Raw genomic sequence first — 19,747 nt, forward strand, 5'->3', positions numbered from 1 at the left:
AGCGCACGAGTCCACCATGCCCCATTCCATCGTTTCCGACCTGCCGCTCACGGGCTGCCGCGTGCTCGACCTCACCATCGCGCGCGCGGGCCCGGTCGCGGTGCGCCTGCTGGCCGACTGGGGCGCCGACGTGGTGCGCATCGACCCGCCCGACCGCAAGCCCACGCTCGGGCCGCGCCGCGGCTCCGACGAACAGAACCTGCACCGCAACAAGCGCAGCCTGAGCGTCAACCTCAAGACCCCCGAAGGCATGCGCGTGCTGCGCCAGCTCGTCGAGCGCAGCGACGTCGTGGTCGAGAATTTCCGCGCCTCGGTCAAGGAGCGCCTGGGCCTGAGCTACGAGGCGTTGCGCGCGATCAATCCGCGGATCATCCTGGCCAGCATCTCGGGCTTCGGCCAGACCGGCCCGTACGCGGGCCGCCCGGGCCTCGACCAGATCGTGCAGGGCATGAGCGGGCTGAGTTCGGTCACGGGCGAACCCGGGCGCGGTCCCTACCGCACCGGCATCGCGATCTCAGACACCACCTCGGGCATGTTCCTGGGTCAGGGCATCCTGCTGGCCCTGCTGCACCGCCAACGCACGGGCCGCGGTCAGTGGGTGCATACCTCGCTGCTGGAGGCCATGCTCAACAAGCTCGACTTCCAGGGCGCGCGCTACACGGTCGAGGGCGAGGTGCCGCGGCAGGAGGGCAATTCGCATCCCACGCTGGTGCCGATGGGCACGTTCGATGCCCGCGACGGAAAGGTCAACATCTGCGGGCCTGGCGCCGCGATGTGGGCCCGGCTGTGCGAGGTGCTCGGCGCCCCGCATCTGGCGCAGGACGAGCGCTACAAGGATCAGCCCTCGCGTCTCGCGCACCGGCGCGAGCTCGAGGAGGCCATCGGCGCCATCACGCGCGGCTTCGGCGTGCGCGAACTGGTGGAGCGGCTGAACGATGCGGGCGTGCCCTGCGGCCCCGTCTACGACATCGGCCAGGCCTTCGAGGATGCGCAGGCCCGGCACCTGCGCATGACGCGTCCGGCGCCCCATGCGGCGCTGGGTACGCTGGAACTGCTGCGCTCGCCGATCAACCTGTCGGACTGCCCGCACGCCGAGGCCTTCCATCGCGCGGCGCCCGATGCGGGCGAGCACACCGATGAAGTGCTGCGCGAGCTTGGCTACGGCGACGAGTCCGTCGCGTCGCTGCGCAAGGAAGGGGTGGTGGCATGAAGGCGCAGGACCGAGTCCTGCAGTCGCTGGGCACGGGCCGCATCCTCGGCGAGGTGCGCGAGGGCATCGGCTGGATCACCTTCAACTATCCCGAGCGCCGCAACGCGATGTCGCTGGACATGTGGCAGGGACTGGGCGCGGTGGCGGAGGCTTTCGAGCGCGATCCGGGCGTGCGCGTGGTCGTGATGAAGGGCGCGGGCGGCAAGGCCTTCGTCTCGGGCGCCGACATCTCCGAGTTCGAACGGCACCGCGCCGACGCGGCGCAGAAGAAGAGCTACGACGAGATCGCCGCGCGTGGCCATGCCGGCCTGGCCGCATTGAGCAAGCCGCTGGTCGCGATGATCCAGGGCTATTGCGTGGGCGGCGGCCTGGCCATCGCGCTGGCCGCCGACATCCGGATCGCGGCGTCGTCCTCGCGCTTCGCCATTCCGGCCGCCAGGCTCGGCCTGGGCTACGACTACCGTGGCGTGGCCGCGCTGGCGCGGCTGGTCGGGCCGTCGGCCGCGAAGGACATCCTCTTCAGCGCGCGCTTCCTCGAAGCCCCCGAGGCCTTGCGGCTCGGTCTGGTCAACACGGTGGTCGAGGATGTCGCGCTCGATGAAGCCGTGAGCGCCTATGCGCAGAGGATCGCCGCGAATGCGCCGCTCACGGTGCTCGCCGCCAAGAAAGCCATCCAGGCGTTCGAGGGCTATTCGGACAGCGCCGCGGCCGACGAGATCGCGCCGCTCGTGCTGCAATGCTTCGACAGCGAAGACTACAGGGAGGGCCGCCGCGCCTTCCTCGCCAAACGTCCTCCCATTTTCCAAGGCCGATGAACGCGATCACCGAACCCACCGATTCCTCCGACCTGCCCGAGCTTCGCATCGAGGGCGCGGTCGCGACCATTCGCCTGCGGCGCCCCGCACAGGCCAACCGCCTGAGCGCCGACGACCTCGAGCGGCTGGCTGCGCTGATTGCCGAGGTCGACGCGCGGCCGGAAGTGCTGGTGCTGTTGTTGCGCGGCAGCGGCAAGTACTTTTGCAGCGGCTACGACATCGGCAGCATCGGCGCAGAGCGCAAGGTCGACTTCGAGGGGGTGGTCGATGCGCTGGAGATGGCGCGTGCAGTCACGGTTGCGGTGCTGCATGGCGGCGTGTATGGCGGCGCGACCGATCTCGCGCTCGCCTGCGATTTCCGTGTCGGGGCCACGGGCATCGACATGTTCATGCCCGCCGCACGCCTCGGCTTGCACTACTACCGCTCGGGCCTGGAGCGCTACGTGAGCCGCCTCGGCCTGGACAACGCCAAGCTGCTGTTCTTGACGGCGCGCAAGATCGATGCCGTGGAGATGAAGCGCATCGGCTACCTGACGCAGCTCGTCGACCCCGATCAGCTGGAGGAGGAGATCAGTGCCCTGGTGCGCGACTGCGCGTCGATGGCGCCGATCGCGCTGACCGGCATGAAGCATCACCTCAACCGCATCGCGCGCGGCACGCTCGACCCGCAGGCGCTCGACGCGAGCATTCGCAGGGCCTACCTCTCGGAAGATCTGCGCGAGGGGCAGTCGGCCTGGGCGCAGAAGAGAGCTGCGAAGTTTCAGGGGAAATAGAGAGCAGCGGCGCTGGAAACCATGGCCTCGAGTGCGGCCGCCAGCGCTCCGTTTGATCGCCAGAGCAGCTCTGTCAAGTCGCGACGAGGACGTAGACAGGTGTGTTCGGCGTCGCTCAATGCCTCGTAGTCGTCAGCACTCGCTGGGGACCGACCATCCCGATATCAGGGACCCTCGTTGCCGCGCTTGATGCGGGCGGGCCCAGAAATTTCGACCTCTTGGCCCGACTCGATGCAGCGCAATACCGGGTCGATTTCAAAGTGGCGCCAGTGGCGTGACTCGCATGAAGATCGCTGCCGCAAAGAAGCCTACAGGGGCATCACGGGCGTGAAGTGGCTGCCATTCGATCATCGTCACGAACGAGCGTTCGCATCGCTGTAGGTTGTCGCGCGCTGATGTGAATGACCGCAAGCGCTGACGGCGCACGGCTCGGCAATGGAAATGCCGTCATCCCCGAAGAAGCACACCAAGACCGGCCGAGCACCCGTTTGGGCTACAGAGGGTTTTCCCTGCGCTAATTTCGATACTAGCCGTATAGTATCGAAAGTGTCGGCTCCCGATCTTCTTCCTGGATAGCAGGTCAGCCGAACCCTTTTGTACGAACAGCCGCATCAACCCATGTCACATCCGCGAAACCGCCAGATCACCCTCAAGAGCCGCCCCACTGGCATGCCGGCACCGGAAAACTTTGAGCTCACGAGCGCAGACATGCCCATCGCGTCCGCCGGGCAAGTGCTGGTCCAGACGCTGGTTCTCTCACTGGATCCCTACATGCGCGGTCGTATCAGCGACGCCAAGAACTACGCGGCCCCTGTGGCCATCGGTGAGGTCGTGGTAGGCGGCACGGTGGGCCGGGTTGTCGAAAGCCATGCGCCGGGATTCGCGCCCGGCGACATCGTCGAGGGACCTGGTGGCTGGCAGGAGTTCGCAGCGATTGCCGCCTCTCAATTGCGCAAGATCGACCCCGAGCTTGCCCCGCCATCGACCGCGCTCGGTGTGCTTGGCATGCCGGGTCTGACCGCCTACTTCTCGCTGCTTCACGTCGCTCAACCTGTTCCTGGCGACGTGGTAGTGATCTCCGGTGCGGCGGGCGCGGTGGGCCAGATCGCTGGCCAGATCGCCAAGCTCGCCGGATGCACCGTCGTCGGCATTGCAGGCGACGACGACAAGCTCGCCTACTGCGTGAACGAACTGGGCTTCGATCACGCCATCAACTACAAGACCGTGGGCGATATTCAAGCCGCGCTCACTGCCGTTTGCCCGAATGGCGTGAACGTCTATCTGGATGGCGTGGGCGGTGCGATCTCGCAAGCCGTCTTCAATCACCTGTCTTTCAAAGCGCGCGTGGTGGTGATCGGCCAGATCTCCCAATCGAACCTCACCGAGCCCGACATGGGGCCGCGCAGCATGCGCTACTTTCTCACCAGCCGCGCCCGCATGGAGGGTTTCATCGTGGGTGACTGGGCCCCTCGCAATGCCGAGGCGCTGGCGCGCCTCTCCGCTTGGCTCAAGGAAGGAAAGCTGCGCTACGCCGAGCATGCCGTAGACGGTCTGGAAAACGCACCGGCCGCTTTCATCGGGATGCTCAAGGGGGCCAACCTGGGCAAGACCATTGTGAACGTCGCCCGCTGATGCGCGCGGCGGCCCTAAGCCTGAACACGATGGAGCGGCGGATGAAAGCTGTACATATCCTGGGATTCGGCTCGGATCCCGACCTCGTGGCGCTGGTCGATGTGCCAGAACCAGATGAACCCGGTGCGAATGAGGTGGTTCTCGACATCCTGGCCGCCCCGATCAATCCTTCCGACCTTCTCAACTTCCAGGGCCGGTTCGGCGCGCGTCCGCCGCCGTTGCCTTGCCTGGCTGGCGGCGAGGCGGTCGGACAGGTCCGCAAGCTCGGCAAGGATGTCCGGCATCTTCGGATCGGTGACCGGGTGCTGGCGCTGTTCGCGGGCCGCGGCAACTGGTGCCAGCAGGTCACAGCTCCCGCGGCAGGGCTTCGGCCGCTGCCGAAGACCGCCGACATCCACCAACTCGCCATGATGGCGGTGAATCCGGCAACCGCATGGCACATGCTCAAGGGCTTCGTCGCACTCGAGCCGGGTGAATGGGTTCTGCAGAACGCCGGCAACTCGGCCGTGGCGCACAACGTCATCAAGCTGGCCAAGCACATGCGCGTGCGTACGGTGAGCATCGTGCGCAGCGAGAGCCAGATCGAAGCCGTGATGACCAGCGGCGCCGATGCCGTGGTTGCGGATGGGCCCGATCTGACCAAACGCATTCAGGCTGCCGTGGGTGGTGCACCGATTCGACTGGCATTCGATGCAGTCGCGGGTGAGGGTACTGCCGCCCTGGGCCGCTGCCTGGTGGACGGCGGGACTGTCGTGACCTACGGCCTGCTGTCTTCCGCATCCTGCCGTGTCGACGCATCGGACCTCGTGTTCCGCAACATCGCGCTTCGCGGCTACTGGTTCACGCACTGGTTCGAGAACGCGTCTGTCGAAGAGCGCAACGCCGTGTACGACGTGATTGCGAAGCTGATCGAGCAGGGTGTGATCGACGTCCGGGTGGAGGCGATTTACCCCATGGACGACGTCAAGACCGCCGTCGCACACGCGGCGCGTACCGGCCGTGCAGGAAAGGTGATCCTGCTGCCCAACCCCGACCTTCTCTGACTGCCGCATACGGTTTACACGCTCGCCCCCTCAAAAAACAGGAGACACCCATGACATTCAAGATCTTTGCAAAAGTGATCGCGCTGGCATTGACCGCCTCGCTGATGGCAGGTCCGGCACTGGCACAGCCCAAACCGCTCGTGCTGGGCCATGTCGCAACGGCGGAGATCGCTGGGGCGTTCATGGCTTCCTCGGAGGGCTACTTCAAGGACGCTGGACTGCCCGTGGAGCTCAAGCTCATTCCGCTGAATCCCTCGATGCCGCCGGCGCTCCAGTCGGGTGCGGTACAGGTGGCAACGATCACGTCCACCACTTTCCTGCAGGCGGTGGATGGCGGCCTGGATCTTGTTGTCATTGCCGAAGGCAGCGTGGGCGCCAAGACCAGCAAGAACTTCGCGGCCTTCGCTCGCAACGGCTCCGGAATCCAGAAGCCGCAGGATTTCGTGGGCAAGAAGGTGGGCGTGCCTGGCGTTGGCGCCATCCTCCATGTGTGGTTTCGCAAGTGGCTCGCGCTCAATGGCGTTGACGCCAAGCGGGTGACCTTCGTGGAGAGCGGGTTTCCGCAGCACCCGGACCTGATCCGCGGAGGCAGCGTGGATGCGGTCATCACCGCCGAGCCCATGCTGGGGCGCATGCTGGAGAGCAATACCGGCTACGTGGTCACTTCCATGGTGTCCAACTTCGAGCAGCCGATGCCGATCTTCTACTACGTCTCGACCCGAGACTATGCGAAAGCGAATCCCGATGTCATTGCGAAGTTCCGGGAGGCCTTGAAGAAGGGCATTGCCTTCGCCGAAGCGAATCCGGATCAGACCAAGGTTCAGATCGCCAGGTTCACGGGCCTGCCCCCGGACGTGGCCGCGAAGATTCCCATGCCCCAGCTGGTGACGGCGCGTGACCCCGCCACGCTGGCCGCCACGATCGCCATGATGCGCGAGCAAGGCATGTTGCGCACCAATCCGGAGGTGGGACGGCTGTATGCGCAGTGACTGCATCCCCCAACGATCTTCCGGACTGACCTTCCGAGACGTCTCGGTGTCCTATGCGGGACGCCCGGTCTTCAGCGGCGTGTCGTTCACGATTCCTGCCGGCGGGTTCGCCTGCATCATCGGTCCATCCGGCTGCGGCAAGACGACGGTCCTGCGAGTCGCCGCCGGGCTCGTCACGCCCTCGAGCGGAAGTGTTCATTTCGCGGATCAGGCGCTTGGCAGGCCACGGCGCGACATGGCGGTGGTGTTCCAGGACTACGGCCGCGCGCTGCTGCCATGGCGCAGCGTGGCCGGTAACGTTTCCCTGGCGTTGGAGGCCGCGGGCATTCCCCGCCCGGAGCGCGCCGATCGCATTCACGAGCTTCTGAAGACCGTAGGTCTTCGGGACCATGCCCGCAAGTACCCCGGCCAGATGTCGGGCGGCATGCAGCAGCGCCTGCAGATCGCGCGTTGCTTGGCGCAGGAGCCTCGTCTGCTGCTGATGGACGAGCCTTTCGGCGCACTGGATGCCATGACGCGTCAGTCCCTTCAGGACGAGATCCTGTCCATCGCCGCGAGCCGAGATATGACGGTGCTGTTCGTGACCCACGACCTGGAAGAGGCGATCTATTTGGGCGATCAGGTGATTGCGCTCGACGCGAACCCTGGACGCGTCGATCGCGTCATCGATGTCGCGTTGCCGACGCCACGCGATCAGTTGACGACGCGTGAGGACGCCCAGTTTGTTCGTTTGCGGCGGGAACTCCACGGTCTCATGCACAAGGAGGCCGCATGAATGCCGGCAAGGGACTGATCGTGCCCGTCTGCCTGCTCGGCATCTGGGAGATCGCGGCCAACGTATCCGGCTCGCTGAGCGACAACGTGGTCCCGCCCAGCACGGTGCTGCGGGCGCTGTGGGGAATGTTCTCAAGCGGAATTCTGCTCGACAAGACGGCCCAGACCCTGGCCAGCGCGGGCATGGGCCTGGTCTACGGCGCGGTCCTCGGTCTTGCAGGAGGACTGGTGCTGGGGCTGTCGCCAAGGGTTGCGCGCTTGCTGGATGCGCCCATCGAGTTGCTGCGACCCATGCCGTCGGTGGCGCTCATTCCCCTGGCGATGACGGCCTTCGGTTTCGGCATCCACATGGAAAGCGCCGTCGTCGGATTTGCCACCTTCTGGCCGATCTTGATCCTTGTCCAGGGCGCCGTCGCAAGTGTCGATCGACGGCTGATCGAAGTCGCGGACGTGCTGCAGCTGGGCTACCTGGCGCGCGTGCTCAAGATCGTTCTGCCCTCGGTGGCGCCGCGGCTGATCGTGGCGCTGCGGTTGGCGATCGGCATCGCCCTGGTGGTCGCGGTGACGGTGGAGATCGTGGCCAATCCGTATGGACTGGGCTATGGACTGGTCACCGCGCAGGTCGCGCTCAAGCCGGCGGAAATGTTCGGCTATCTGCTCTGGGTGGGTGTGCTTGGCTGGGCGCTGAACCTCATTCTCGTGAAGACGCAAGGGCGCCTGATGGCAGGCCTCGGCTTGAGCAGTCCACAAGAGGGATTGCCGTCATGAGCGTTGCTTCCCGTTCGCTCCATGCGATCGCAGGGTTGTTCCTGCTTGGATTGCTGTGGCACGCGGTCACCGTGACCGGGCTGGTGGGCAAGATCTATCTGCCAACCCCAAGGGCCGCCGTCGAGGCGCTGGTCTGGGGGTTTCGTGAGGGGGAGCTCGCGGATCAGACGATGCAGACGACCCTGCGCATGCTGTGGGGCTGGCTGCTGGCCAGCCTGATCGCGATCATTCTGGGCGCCACCTTGGGCGTCTGGTCGCAGGGCCGTGTGTACGTCGGACCGTTGCTCGAGTTCATCCGGCCACTGCCGGCTTCGGCGGTGGTGCCGGTTGCCATCGTTTTCTTCGGCCTGACGCCAGCCATGGTCATCGGAGTGGTGGCTTTCGGCTCGCTGTGGCCCACGCTGCTCGCGACGGTCCATGGCTTCGCGACCGTGGAGCCAAGGCTCAAGGAGGTCGCACATGTCCTGGGCCTTGGAAAACTGTCCTTCGTCATGAAGGTGGGCCTGCCGAATGCGGTGCCCGACATCGTGTCGGGCATGAAGCTCTCGATGACGGTGGCCCTGATCCTTTCCATCGTGGGGGAAATGCTGACCGGCCAGCCCGGTCTGGGTACCGCCATCCTGCTGGCCGGCCGAGCCTTCCAGTCGGCCGACCTCTTCGCCGGGATCGTGGTGCTCGGGCTGATCGGTCTCGTCAGCAACAGCGTGCTCCAGCGTTGCGAGAACTATCTGCTGCGCTGGCGCTGAAGCCGTGGTCGCAGCCTCCAAGACTTCCAACCTCTCCAGACCCATGGCGCAGGATCCAACCGTTCTCAACCTCACCACGCTCCAATGCATCCCGGGTGGCGTCGCCGCCGTGCTCGACGGCATCCACAAGTCATTGTCCGGCCCGCGGGCGCCAGCGCTGCTGGGCTGCTGGATCTCGGAGATCGGCTCGCTCAACGAGATCGTGGTGCTGCGGAGCTTTCCCTCCGCCCAGGCACTCGATGAGCAGCCGCTCGGGGAAGCCGAACTGGCGCCCCAGCCCGACGCCATCGGCAGCCTCGTCGGGCTGGACCAGGGTCTCTTCGCGAGCTTTCCTGGGCTGCCGGTGCATGCGGGCGGCAAGCTCGGTGGCTTCTATGAGATCCGAACCTATGCGCTGAAGGATGCGCCGCAGGCCCTGCCGCAGACGATCGCTGCGTGGCAGGAAGCCGCGCCCGGGCGTGTCACCTTGTCGCCGCTGGTCGCGGCCCTGAAGTCGCTGTCGGGACCCCCGCGCATCGTCCATATCTGGCCGTTCGAAACGCTGGACCAGCGTCAGGCCGTGCGTGCCGATGCCTTCCAGAAAGGGCTGTGGCCGCCGCGCGGTTCGCTGCAATGGCTCGACGGTGCCAAGTCCTCGATCTACATCCCCGCGCCTTTCTCTCCGCTTCGGTGAACCGGCGGAACAGCGACGGCGCGATCCTTCATAACAGGAGATCTCAGAATGAAAAACAGCAAGGGCAAAGTGATCATCAGCTGTGCGGTGACCGGCAGCATCCACACCCCGAGCATGAGTCCGCACCTGCCGATCACACCGGCCGAAATCGCGGCAAGCGCGAGGCAGGCGTACGAGGCGGGCGCTGCGATCCTTCACCTGCATGCGCGGGATCCGAGTAATGGCGAGCCGACCGCCGATCCGGACACCTTCATGCAGTTTCTTCCAGAGATCAAGCAGTCGACCGACGCGGTGGTGAACATCACGACGGGCGGCGCCCAATGGATGACGCTGGACGCACGGATCGCGGCCGCCCGGCGGGCGTCGCCGGAGATGTGCTCGCTGAACATGGGCTCCATGAGCTTCGCGTTGTTCCCCATGCTGGAGAAGTACAAGGACTTCCAGCACGCCTGGGAGGCCCCTTACCTGGAGAACTCCCGCGACGGCATCTTCAGAAACACCTTCAAGGACATCCAGTACATCCTGCATGAACTCGGCGAAGGGCATGGCACTCGCTTCGAGTTCGAGTGCTACGACATCGGCCACCTGTACTCGCTGGCGCATTTCCTGGACCGCAAGCTCGTGAAGCCGCCGCTCTTCGTGCAGACGGTCTTCGGCATCCTCGGCGGGATCGGCGCGGACATCGACAACCTGAACCATGCCCGGCATATCGCCGACAAGCTGTTCGGCGACGATTACGAGTGGTCGGTCATGGCGGCGGGGCGCCACCAGATGCCTTTTGCCACTGCGAGCGCTATCTCGGGCGGCAACGTGCGTGTGGGCCTGGAGGACAGCCTCTACATCGGCAAGGGGCAACTCGCACCATCCAACGCCGCCCAGGTCTCGAAGGTCCGCGCAACGATCGAATCGCTGGGTCTGGAGGTGGCCACGCCGTCCGAGGCGCGGCAACGACTCGGTCTGAAGGGCTCTTCGCAGACGGCGTTCTGACCCGCAATTCGAGGATTTCCATGAAGCAGCAAAGCTATCGAGCCGCCAACTTCTCCATTGAGGACAAGGTGGTGCTCATCACCGGTGCCGGGAGCGGAATCGGCAGGGCCATGGCCATCGGCCTGGCCGATGCAGGCGCGAAGATCGCCGTCATCGACCGAGACTTCGAATCGGCGCATCAGGTCGCCAACGAGATTGGTATGCAGCGGGCCGTGGCCGTCGAATGCGATGTCACCGACGAGGAAGCCGTGGCGCGGACGGTGGAAACGACGTTGGACCAATGGGGACGCATCGACGGGCTGATCAACAACGCGGGCCAGCTGCACCGGTGCCTCGTCAAGGACCACACGCTGGCCGACTGGAAGCGCATCTTCGAGGTTAATGTGATGGGAACCTTCCTGTTCGCACGGACGGTACTGCCGCAGATGATCCGCCAACGGAACGGGCGAATCGTGAACTTCACCTCCGCACTGGGTGTCAGGAGCATGCCTGGCGGCGCCGCCTACGGTGCCACCAAAGCGGCGGTCACCAGCTTCACCAACACCTTGCATCAGGAAGTGTGTGGAGAGGGCATTTCCGTGACCGCCATCGCCCCGGGGCTTACCAACACGCCCATGGCCAACGACCACATGACGTCGGAATACATGGAGCGCATTGCCGCTTCTTATCCGGGAGGACGCCTGGGTCAGCCCGAGGACATCATCGGCCTGGCGCACTTCCTCATGACCGACGCTTCCCGGCATGTGAGCGGCACCACGCTGTTCGTGCGCCCGCCCGGCGGCTGATCCGTCCCTCCCCCACGGACACTAAACTATGACCCAATGTCTTGGAATCAGCCTCTCCGATGAGCACCGCTCCCACCGTCGCCAACCGTCAGGGCACGCGCAACACCGGACGTCCGCGCAGCGAGCAGTCCCGCACCGCTGTGCTGGATGCCACGCGCAATCTGCTCGCCACCACGCGGGTGGGCGACTTGACGATCGATGCGATCGCGCGGGAATCCGGCGTGGCCAAGATGACAATCTATCGTTGGTGGGCCAACCGCAATGCGGTGGTCATCGACACGTTCATCGACCTCATGCTTCCCAGCACGCCGGTGCGCGATGCGGATTCGGCGATGGAGGCCATGTCCGAGCACCTGATCCTTCTGGTCAGGCAGTACCGCGGCGAAGTGGGGAAGATGGTGGCGGAGATACTGGCGGAAGGCCAGTCGGATCCCGTGCTGCGCGACGCGTTTCGCGAACGCTTTTTCCGGCAGCGCCGCGCCGATGTGCGCGCGGTCGTCGTGCGCGGCCAGGAGACGGGGGAGTTCTCCGCGGAGCTGGATGTGGATACCGCGCTCGACATGATGTACGGGGCCGTGTATTTCCGGCTGCTCATGGGGCACAAGAACCTGGACGCGCGCTTTGGCAAGGACCTGGCGGCCATGGCAGCCACCCTGCTGCGATCGGGGCGCCAGAAGTAGGTCTGCCGGGCGGCGCGCAGCCGTCGGGACGGTCGCTCCTCGAGGAGCGGCCATGAGCGTCTACAAGCTCTACTGCCGAGGCGAATCCGGCAATTGCTACAAGGTGGCGCTCATGCTCAACCTTGTGGGGGCCGACTGGGAATCCGAGTTCGTCGACTTCTTCAATCCCGACTCCAAGGCGGCGTTCATACACACCGTCAATCCACAAGGAGAACTGCCTGTGCTGCAACGGCCGGACGGCAAGTTGCTGACCCAGAGCGGCGCGATCCTGGACTACCTTTCGCGGGCGACGGGCCGATTCGCACCGGCGAGCGACGAGGACAGGCAAGAGGTCCTGCGCTGGCTGCTGTTCGACAACCACCGTTTCACGCCGGCGTTCGCCACCCTGCGCTTCATGGTCGGCATCCGCGGCGCTGAAGAGAACCAGCTCACGGGCTATCTGCGGGCGCAGGCGCAGGCCGCCTACGAGATCGCCGACGCGCATCTGGCCGGGCGTCGCTTCATGGTCGGCGACGCACCGACCGTGGCGGACATCTCGATGGCTGGCTACCTCTACTACGACGAGGATGCGCGGTTCGACAGATTGCAGTTTGCCAACGTCCAGGCCTGGGCAGGACGTATCAGCGAGCTGCCGCGCTGGAAGCATCCCTATGAACTCATGCCGCGAGCGATCCGCGAAGGAAACTGAATGATGGCCCACGACCTTCACGGCAAGCGTGCGCTTGTCACGGGCGCTTCTTCAGGCCTCGGTGCCCATTTCGCGCGGTTGCTGGCCCGCCAGGGTGTCGAGGTGGTGCTGGCGGCCCGGCGCGCCGAGACGCTGTCCGGCATCGTGGCAGAGATCCGCCAGCAAGGCGGGGCGGCCAGCGCGATGCGGCTCGACGTGCGCGACATCGAGGCCAGCAGCCGCGCGATCTCGGAGCTCGGAACGCTGAGCATCCTGGTGAACAACGCGGGCATTGTGCGGGAGGGCGCCGCGCTCGATCAGAACGAGGCGGCCTGGGACGACGTCATCGACACCAACCTCAAGGGCATGTTCTTCGTCGCGCAGGCCGCGGCGCGGCTGATGGCGCTCAACCCCGGCGGCGCCATCATCAACATCGCCTCGATCCTGGGTCTGCGGCAAGCCGGCGGGGTGCTTCCGTATGCGGTGTCCAAGGCTGGCGTCGTGCAGATGACGAAATGCCTCGCCCTCGAGCTGGCGCGGCAGGGCACGCGCGTCAACGCCCTCGCGCCCGGCTACCTCCACACCGAGTTGAACGGCGAATTCTGGACGTCGGACGTGGGTCGGGCGCTGGTGCGACGCATACCGCAGCGGCGCCTGGGGCGACTGGAGGATCTTGACGGACCTTTGCTGCTGCTCGCTTCGGATGCCTCGCGCTACATGACCGGCGCGGAACTCGTGGTCGATGGCGGCCATTTGGTCAGCACCCTTTGAAATCGTCTTGAGCATGAACCAAACCTTCGGTCCTTCTCCCACCGAACGCAGCCGGCAGATCGCCGAGCGGGTCGAAGCCTTTGTCCGCCAGACCGTCATCCCTTACGAATCGGATCCACGCTGCGGTGCCCATGGGCCCTCGGAAGATCTGGTGCTGGAGTTGCGAAGCCTGGCGCGTGCGGCAGGCGTCTTGACGCCTCACATCCTGCCGGATGGACACCACCTGAGCCAGCGCGAGACCGCGGCCGTGCTCGAACGCTCCGGCCTTTCTCCACTTGGGCCGGTGGCGGTCAACACCATGGCGCCGGACGAAGGCAACATGTTCCTGTTGTCCAAGATCGGAACGCCGCAGCAGAAAGAGCGCTTTCTGGCGCCCCTGGTGTCCGGCCAGCAGCGCTCAGCCTTCTTCATGACGGAGCCGGCGGCGGAGGGCGGTGCGGGCTCCGATCCGTCGATGCTGATGACCACTGCGGTCCAACACGGGGGGGCCGGCGGAGATTGGCACATCCATGGCCGCAAGATGTTCATCACCGGAGCGGTCGGCGCCAAGGTCGGCATCGTCATGGCGCGCACCGGTCAGGGCACACCCGCGCGCGCCACGATGTTCCTCGTGGACTTGCCGCATCCGGCGGTCAAGATCGAGCGCGTCATCGACACGCTCGACAGCTCCATGCCCGGCGGCCATGCCCAGGTTTTGATCGATGGCTTGCAGGTGCCTGACGCCCATGTCCTCGGCTCGGCCCATGAGGGCTTCCGGTATGCCCAGGTCCGCCTGTCCCCCGCGCGGCTGTCCCATTGCATGCGCTGGCTGGGCGGTGCGGCCAGGGCCCATGAGATCGCCGTGCGCTACGCGACCTCGCGCTCGGCTTTCGGGAAACTGCTGGTGGACCATGAAGGCGTGGGCTTCATGCTCGCGGACAACCTGATCGATCTCAAGCAGGCGGAGTTGATGACCGACTGGTGCGCGGGAGTGCTGGATGCGGGATCGGCCGGAACGGCTGAAAGCTCGATGGCCAAGGTTGCGGTGTCGGACTTGCTGTTTCGGATCGCCGACCGCTGCGTGCAGGTCATGGGCGCCAGCGGCGTTTCGGGCGATTCAGTGGTTGAGCAGATTTTTCGGGAGACACGCGCCTTCCGGATCTACGACGGTCCGACCGAGACCCACAAGTGGTCGCTTACAAAGAAAATCAAGCGGGATGCGCTCCAGGGGGGTGGGCAATGACGTCGGTTCTCGAAGAGGAGGGCATTCGTCCTGTTCGCGCACAGCACCGGTTCGACGAAGAAGCGCTGGCGCGCTGGATGGCGGAAAACGTGGACGGCTACGGGGGCGTCATGCGGGTCGACCAGTTCCAGGGTGGGCAGTCGAACCCGACCTACCGGTTGCGCACGCCGCGCGCATCCTATGTATTGCGCCGCAAGCCGCCGGGTGTGCTGCTCAAGGGCGCCCATGCCATCGAGCGTGAGGCGCGGGTCATGACGGCCCTGGGGCAGGCCGGCTTTCCGGTGCCGAGGGTTCATGGCCTCTGCCTGGACGACACGGTCATCGGCAGCTGGTTCTATGTGATGAATCTGGTCGAGGGCCGAATCTTCTGGGACGCACGTCTGCCCGATGTAGCCGCAGCGGACCGGCGCGGCTATCTGGAAGCGATGAACGCCACGCTGGCGCAGTTGCATCGGTACGACCCGGTCGCGCTGGGCCTGTCGGACTACGGCAGGGCGGGCGGCTACATCGCCAGGCAGATCGAGCGCTGGTCGCAGCAGTACCTCCAGGACGAAGTCGCGGGTCGGCATGCATCGATGGATCGCTTGGTGGAATGGCTGCCCGAGCACATTCCCGCCAACGACGAGGTTGCCGTCACGCACGGCGACTTCCGGATCGACAACATGATCTTCCATCCCGTGGAGCCTCGCGTTGTTGCGGTGCTCGATTGGGAACTCTCGACCCTGGGGCATCCCCTGGCGGACTTTGCCTACAACCTGATGATGTATCGGGTTCCGCAGGAGATCCACAACGGCTTGCTCGGCGCCGACCTGGCGGGCATGGCACTCCTGTCCGAGGCGGATTACGTGCGGACCTACTGCCGCGAGTCGGGCCGCCATCATCTCCCCGACCTCGAGTTCTACGTGGTGTTCAACATGTTCCGCTTCGCAGCCATCCTTCACGGCATTCGCGGCCGCAATCTCCGAGGCACTGCATCCAGCGCCAATGCGCAGGAGGTTGGAGACCGCTTCGCGCTGGTGGCCGATCTTGCTTGGCAGCAGGTGCAGCGCCTGTGACCGGCGCATCAGGATCCCCGTTTTTTTGAAAGTCTTCCATGTCCCATCGTGAAGTCGTTGTCCTCAGCGGTGTGCGCACCGCCATCGGTACCTTCGGTGGTGCGCTCAAGGATGTTCCTCCCATCACCCTGGCCGCCGAAGTCGTCAAAGCAGCTCTCTCCAAGGCCGGCGTTCCGGGTTCGGATGTGGGGCACGTGATGTTTGGCCATGTGATCAACACCGAGCCTCGCGACATGTATCTGTCACGGGTTGCGGCCATCGAGGGGGGGTGCGCAGAGACGACGCCTGCCTTCAACGTGAATCGCCTGTGCGGGTCTGGATTGCAGGCGGTCGTTTCCGCCAGTCAAGCGATCCTGTTGGGCGATACGGAAATCGCGATTGGGGGAGGGGCCGAGAACATGAGCCGCGCGCCCTATGTGTCATCGACCTCGCGATGGGGAGCACGCATGGGCGACACCTCGATGACTGACATGATGCTGGGCGCCCTGCACGATCCCTTCGAGCGCATCCATATGGGTGTGACGGCAGAGAACGTGGCCAGAAAGTGGGGCATCGACCGGGACGCTCAGGACAGGTTGGCGGTGGAAAGCCATCACCGCGCGGAGCGCGCCTGGGCGGCGGATGTGTTCAGGGACCAGATCGTCCCCATCATCCAAAAGGGCCGCAAGGGCGATGTCGTCTTTGACAAGGATGAGCACTTCCGCACCGGGGCGGTATTGGCGGACATGAGCAAGCTCAAGCCGGTCTTTCTCAGAGAGAACGGGACTGTGACCGCTGGCAATGCATCCGGAATCAACGATGCGGCGGCGGCACTGGTGCTGATGGAAGCTTCGGCCGCCAGAACGCGCGGGTTGAAGCCGATGGCACGGCTGGTGAGCTATGCCCATGCCGGTGTCGACCCCCGGTTCATGGGCATCGGTCCCGTACCGGCGAGCAGGGCGGCGCTCGAGCGCGCCGGACTGTCGGTGAAGGACCTCGATGTGATCGAGGCCAACGAGGCGTTCGCCGCCCAGGCCTGCGCCGTCAGCGCGGAGCTGGCGCTCGATCCAGCCAAGGTGAACCCCAACGGCTCGGGCATCTCCCTGGGCCATCCCATCGGCGCGACTGGCGCCATCATCACGGTGAAGGCGTTGCACGAACTCCAGCGGATCGGTGGGCGCTATGCCCTGGTCACGATGTGCATCGGGGGCGGACAGGGCATTGCCGCGATCTTCGAGAACATCGAGTGAGCGGCGGGGTCGTTGGACCCCTTTCCATCTTCGGGCTGGCCTTGGACCGGCCCATTTCCACCAAAGGACAAGTCATGTTGATTGGCGTACCTGCCGAAACCTCGGCGGGTGAGACTCGTGTTGCCGTCACGCCGGAGACGGCGAAGAAACTGGTGGCGTTGGGGCACACGGTGCGTGTGCAGAGCGGCGCGGGCGTGGCGGCCAGCGTGACCGACGCGGCCTACCAGGCGGCCGGTGCCGAGATCACCGACCAGGCCGGCGCCTTCGGTGCCGACATCGTGCTCAAGGTGCGCGCCCCGAGCGACGCCGAGTGCGCGCTCGCCAAGTCCGGCAGCGTGCTCGTGGGCATGCTCAACCCCTTCGACGCCGCGGGCCTGCAGCGCGTGGCCGCCGCCGGCCTCACCGGCTTCGCGCTCGAGGCGGCGCCGCGCACGACGCGTGCCCAGAGCATGGACGTGCTCAGCTCCCAGGCCAACATCGCCGGCTACAAGGCCGTGATGATCGCCGCCGACAAGTACCAGCGCTTCTTCCCGATGCTGATGACCGCCGCCGGCACCGTGAAGGCCGCGCGGGTCGTGATCCTCGGCGTGGGCGTCGCGGGCCTGCAGGCCATCGCCACGGCCAAGCGCCTGGGCGCGGTCATCGAGGCCTCGGACGTTCGCCCCAGCGTCAAGGAGCAGATCGAATCGCTGGGCGGCAAGTTCATCGACGTGCCCTACGAGACCCAGGAAGAGAAGGACGCCGCCGAAGGCGTGGGCGGCTATGCGCGCCCGATGCCCGCGAGCTGGCTCACGCGCCAGCAGGCCGAGGTCGCCAAGCGCGTGGCGCTGGCCGACGTCGTCATCAGCACCGCGCTGATCCCGGGCCGTGCCGCGCCGACCCTCATCACCGAGGACATGGTCAAGTCCATGAAGCCCGGCAGCGTCATCGTCGACATCGCCGCCGGCAAGGGCCCGGATGGCGTGGGCGGCAACTGCCCGCTGTCCGAAGCCGACAAGACGGTGGTCAAGCACGGCGTGACCATCGTCGGCGAAACGAACCTCGCCGCGCTGGTGGCTGCCGACGCCTCTGCGCTGTACGCGCGCAACGTGCTCGACTTCCTCAAGCTCGTGCTGACCAAGGAGGGCACGCTGAAGATCGACCTCGAGGACGACATCGTCGCCGCCTGCCGCGTCACGCAGGACGGCCAGGTCACGAAGAAGTAAGCGAACACGCGAGGAGAAGAAACCATGGACATCGTCTCTCACACCGTCATCAACCTCATCATCTTCGTGCTGGCCATCTACGTGGGCTACCACGTGGTGTGGACCGTCACGCCCGCGCTGCACACGCCGCTGATGGCCGTGACCAACGCCATCTCGGCGATCGTCATCGTGGGCGCCATGCTGGCCGCCGCGCTCACCGAGACCGGCCTGGGCAAGACCATGGGCGTGCTGGCCGTCGCGCTGGCGGCGGTCAACGTCTTCGGCGGCTTCCTGGTCACGCGGCGCATGCTGGAGATGTTCAAGAAGAAGGAAAAGAAGGCCGCGCCCGCAGCCGCCGAGGGAGCTTCCAAGTGAGCATGAACCTCGTCACCCTGCTGTACCTGCTGGCCAGCATCTGCTTCATCCAGGCGCTCAAGGGCCTGAGCCATCCCACCACCTCGATCCGCGGCAACGTCTTCGGCATGACCGGCATGGCGATCGCCGTGCTGACCACCGGCGCGCTGATCTGGAAGCTGGCCAACGGCAACCCGGCCGGCTTGGGCTACGTGCTGGTCGCGCTGGTCGTGGGTGGGGGCCTCGGCGCCTACATGGCCAACAAGGTCGAGATGACCAAGATGCCCGAGCTCGTGGCCTTCATGCACAGCATGATCGGCCTGGCGGCCGTGTTCATCGCGGTGGCCGCCGTGGCCGAGCCGCATGCCTTCAACATCGCGCTCAAGGGCGACCCGATCCCCGCGGGCAACCGCCTGGAGCTGTTCCTGGGCGCGGCCATCGGCGCCATCACCTTCAGCGGCTCGGTGATCGCCTTCGGCAAGCTCTCGGGCAAGTACAAGTTCCGCCTGTTCCAGGGCGCGCCGGTGCAGTTCGCGGGCCAGCACATGCTCAACCTCGTGCTGGGCCTGGCGACCGTGGGCCTGGGCCTCGTGTTCATGGCGACGGAGAACTGGACGGCGTTCTTCGCGATGCTCGCGCTGGCCTTCGTGATGGGCGTGCTGATCATCATCCCGATCGGCGGGGCGGACATGCCGGTGGTGGTGTCGATGCTCAACAGCTACTCGGGCTGGGCGGCCGCGGGCATCGGCTTCAGCCTGAACAACGCGATGCTGATCGTGGCGGGCTCGCTGGTGGGCAGCTCGGGCGCGATCCTGAGCTACATCATGTGCAAGGCGATGAACCGCTCGTTCTTCAACGTGATCCTGGGCGGCTTCGGCGGCGACGCGGCCGCGGCCACGGGCGGCGCGAAGGAGCAGCGCCCGGTCAAGAGCGGCAGCGCCGACGACGCGGCCTTCGTGCTGGGCAATGCCGAGACGGTGGTGATCGTGCCGGGCTACGGTCTGGCGGTGGCGCGTGCGCAGCATGCGGTCAAGGAGCTCGCGGCCAAGCTCACCGAGAAGGGGATCACGGTGAAGTACGCGATCCATCCGGTGGCCGGGCGCATGCCGGGGCACATGAACGTGCTGCTGGCCGAGGCCGAGGTGCCGTACGACCAGGTGTTCGAGATGGAGGACATCAACGGCGAGTTCGGCCAGGCCGACGTGGCGATCATCCTGGGCGCCAACGACGTGGTGAACCCGGCCGCGCACACCAAGGGCAGCCCGATCTACGGCATGCCGATCCTGGAGGCGTACAAGGCCAAGACGGTGATCGTGAACAAGCGCTCCATGGCCGCCGGCTACGCGGGCCTGGACAACGAGCTGTTCTACATGGACAAGACCATGATGGT

The 19,747-nt window shown here is 65.7% G+C and carries 21 protein-coding genes; all 21 read left to right on the forward strand.

Annotated features, from left to right (window positions below; all coding sequences use genetic code 11):
• The first annotated feature begins 16 nt into the window (after positions 1 to 16).
• Entirely contained in the window at positions 17 to 1,210 is a 1,194-nt protein-coding gene (locus tag KV106_RS19910) for a CaiB/BaiF CoA transferase family protein (protein WP_261211893.1), read from the forward strand.
• Positions 1,207 to 2,025: an enoyl-CoA hydratase gene (locus KV106_RS19915; protein ID WP_261211895.1), complete on the forward strand. Its 819-nt coding sequence runs from the start codon at positions 1,207 to 1,209 to the stop codon at positions 2,023 to 2,025. The genes KV106_RS19910 and KV106_RS19915 overlap by 4 nt, the downstream gene beginning before the upstream one ends.
• Positions 2,022 to 2,798, forward strand: coding sequence for an enoyl-CoA hydratase/isomerase family protein (locus tag KV106_RS19920; RefSeq protein ID WP_057590455.1), 777 nt, complete (start codon positions 2,022 to 2,024; stop codon positions 2,796 to 2,798). The genes KV106_RS19915 and KV106_RS19920 overlap by 4 nt, the downstream gene beginning before the upstream one ends.
• 618 nt (positions 2,799 to 3,416) lie before the next feature.
• Positions 3,417 to 4,430 carry an NADP-dependent oxidoreductase gene (locus KV106_RS19925; protein ID WP_057590454.1) on the forward strand — a complete coding sequence of 338 codons (1,014 nt, stop codon included), beginning with the start codon at positions 3,417 to 3,419 and terminating at the stop codon, positions 4,428 to 4,430.
• A 41-nt stretch (positions 4,431 to 4,471) separates the two neighbouring features.
• Positions 4,472 to 5,473, forward strand: coding sequence for a zinc-dependent alcohol dehydrogenase family protein (locus KV106_RS19930; RefSeq protein WP_261211898.1), 1,002 nt, complete (start codon positions 4,472 to 4,474; stop codon positions 5,471 to 5,473).
• Between the two features lie 50 nt (positions 5,474 to 5,523).
• Positions 5,524 to 6,462, forward strand: a complete 939-nt coding sequence (locus KV106_RS19935) for an ABC transporter substrate-binding protein (protein ID WP_057598484.1) — start codon at positions 5,524 to 5,526, stop codon at positions 6,460 to 6,462.
• A gap of 46 nt (positions 6,463 to 6,508) precedes the next feature.
• Entirely contained in the window at positions 6,509 to 7,237 is a 729-nt protein-coding gene (locus tag KV106_RS19940) for an ABC transporter ATP-binding protein (protein WP_314733647.1), read from the forward strand.
• Positions 7,234 to 8,004, forward strand: a complete 771-nt coding sequence (locus tag KV106_RS19945) for an ABC transporter permease (protein WP_057590449.1) — start codon at positions 7,234 to 7,236, stop codon at positions 8,002 to 8,004. The genes KV106_RS19940 and KV106_RS19945 overlap by 4 nt, the downstream gene beginning before the upstream one ends.
• Positions 8,001 to 8,750, forward strand: coding sequence for an ABC transporter permease (locus KV106_RS19950; RefSeq protein WP_057590448.1), 750 nt, complete (start codon positions 8,001 to 8,003; stop codon positions 8,748 to 8,750). Before KV106_RS19945 ends, KV106_RS19950 begins: the two co-directional genes overlap by 4 nt.
• A 43-nt stretch (positions 8,751 to 8,793) precedes the next feature.
• A complete protein-coding gene (locus KV106_RS19955) occupies positions 8,794 to 9,423 on the forward strand; it encodes an NIPSNAP family protein (RefSeq protein ID WP_261211901.1) in 630 nt (209 codons plus the stop codon).
• Positions 9,424 to 9,471: 48 nt separating this feature from the next.
• Positions 9,472 to 10,410 carry a 3,5-dioxohexanoate:acetyl-CoA acetone transferase gene (gene kce / locus KV106_RS19960; protein ID WP_261211902.1) on the forward strand — a complete coding sequence of 313 codons (939 nt, stop codon included), beginning with the start codon at positions 9,472 to 9,474 and terminating at the stop codon, positions 10,408 to 10,410.
• A 20-nt stretch (positions 10,411 to 10,430) separates the two neighbouring features.
• Entirely contained in the window at positions 10,431 to 11,195 is a 765-nt protein-coding gene (locus KV106_RS19965) for an SDR family NAD(P)-dependent oxidoreductase (protein ID WP_261211903.1), read from the forward strand.
• 59 nt (positions 11,196 to 11,254) lie between these two features.
• Complete coding sequence (locus KV106_RS19970) at positions 11,255 to 11,875, forward strand: TetR/AcrR family transcriptional regulator (RefSeq protein WP_057590444.1); 621 nt, start codon at positions 11,255 to 11,257, stop codon at positions 11,873 to 11,875.
• 52 nt (positions 11,876 to 11,927) lie between these two features.
• Entirely contained in the window at positions 11,928 to 12,563 is a 636-nt protein-coding gene (locus KV106_RS19975) for a glutathione S-transferase family protein (protein WP_261211904.1), read from the forward strand.
• Positions 12,564 to 12,566: 3 nt separating this feature from the next.
• Positions 12,567 to 13,313, forward strand: a complete 747-nt coding sequence (locus KV106_RS19980; RefSeq protein WP_261211905.1) for an SDR family NAD(P)-dependent oxidoreductase — start codon at positions 12,567 to 12,569, stop codon at positions 13,311 to 13,313.
• A gap of 13 nt (positions 13,314 to 13,326) precedes the next feature.
• Entirely contained in the window at positions 13,327 to 14,535 is a 1,209-nt protein-coding gene (locus tag KV106_RS19985; RefSeq protein WP_261211906.1) for an acyl-CoA dehydrogenase family protein, read from the forward strand.
• Positions 14,532 to 15,590, forward strand: a complete 1,059-nt coding sequence (locus KV106_RS19990) for a phosphotransferase (RefSeq protein WP_057590440.1) — start codon at positions 14,532 to 14,534, stop codon at positions 15,588 to 15,590. The genes KV106_RS19985 and KV106_RS19990 overlap by 4 nt, the downstream gene beginning before the upstream one ends.
• Positions 15,591 to 15,628: 38 nt before the next feature.
• Entirely contained in the window at positions 15,629 to 16,819 is a 1,191-nt protein-coding gene (bktB, locus tag KV106_RS19995) for a beta-ketothiolase BktB (RefSeq protein WP_261211907.1), read from the forward strand.
• A gap of 74 nt (positions 16,820 to 16,893) precedes the next feature.
• Positions 16,894 to 18,024 carry a Re/Si-specific NAD(P)(+) transhydrogenase subunit alpha gene (locus KV106_RS20000; protein WP_261211908.1) on the forward strand — a complete coding sequence of 377 codons (1,131 nt, stop codon included), beginning with the start codon at positions 16,894 to 16,896 and terminating at the stop codon, positions 18,022 to 18,024.
• A gap of 24 nt (positions 18,025 to 18,048) precedes the next feature.
• Positions 18,049 to 18,378 carry an NAD(P) transhydrogenase subunit alpha part 2 gene (locus KV106_RS20005; protein WP_057591510.1) on the forward strand — a complete coding sequence of 110 codons (330 nt, stop codon included), beginning with the start codon at positions 18,049 to 18,051 and terminating at the stop codon, positions 18,376 to 18,378.
• A partial coding sequence (locus KV106_RS20010) for an NAD(P)(+) transhydrogenase (Re/Si-specific) subunit beta (RefSeq protein WP_261211909.1) occupies positions 18,375 to 19,747 on the forward strand: 1,373 nt, incomplete at its 3' end. The genes KV106_RS20005 and KV106_RS20010, both read left to right, overlap by 4 nt.

Origin of the sequence: Variovorax endophyticus (assembly GCF_025376855.1) — a bacterium.
In the GTDB taxonomy this organism is placed as follows: domain Bacteria; phylum Pseudomonadota; class Gammaproteobacteria; order Burkholderiales; family Burkholderiaceae_C; genus Variovorax.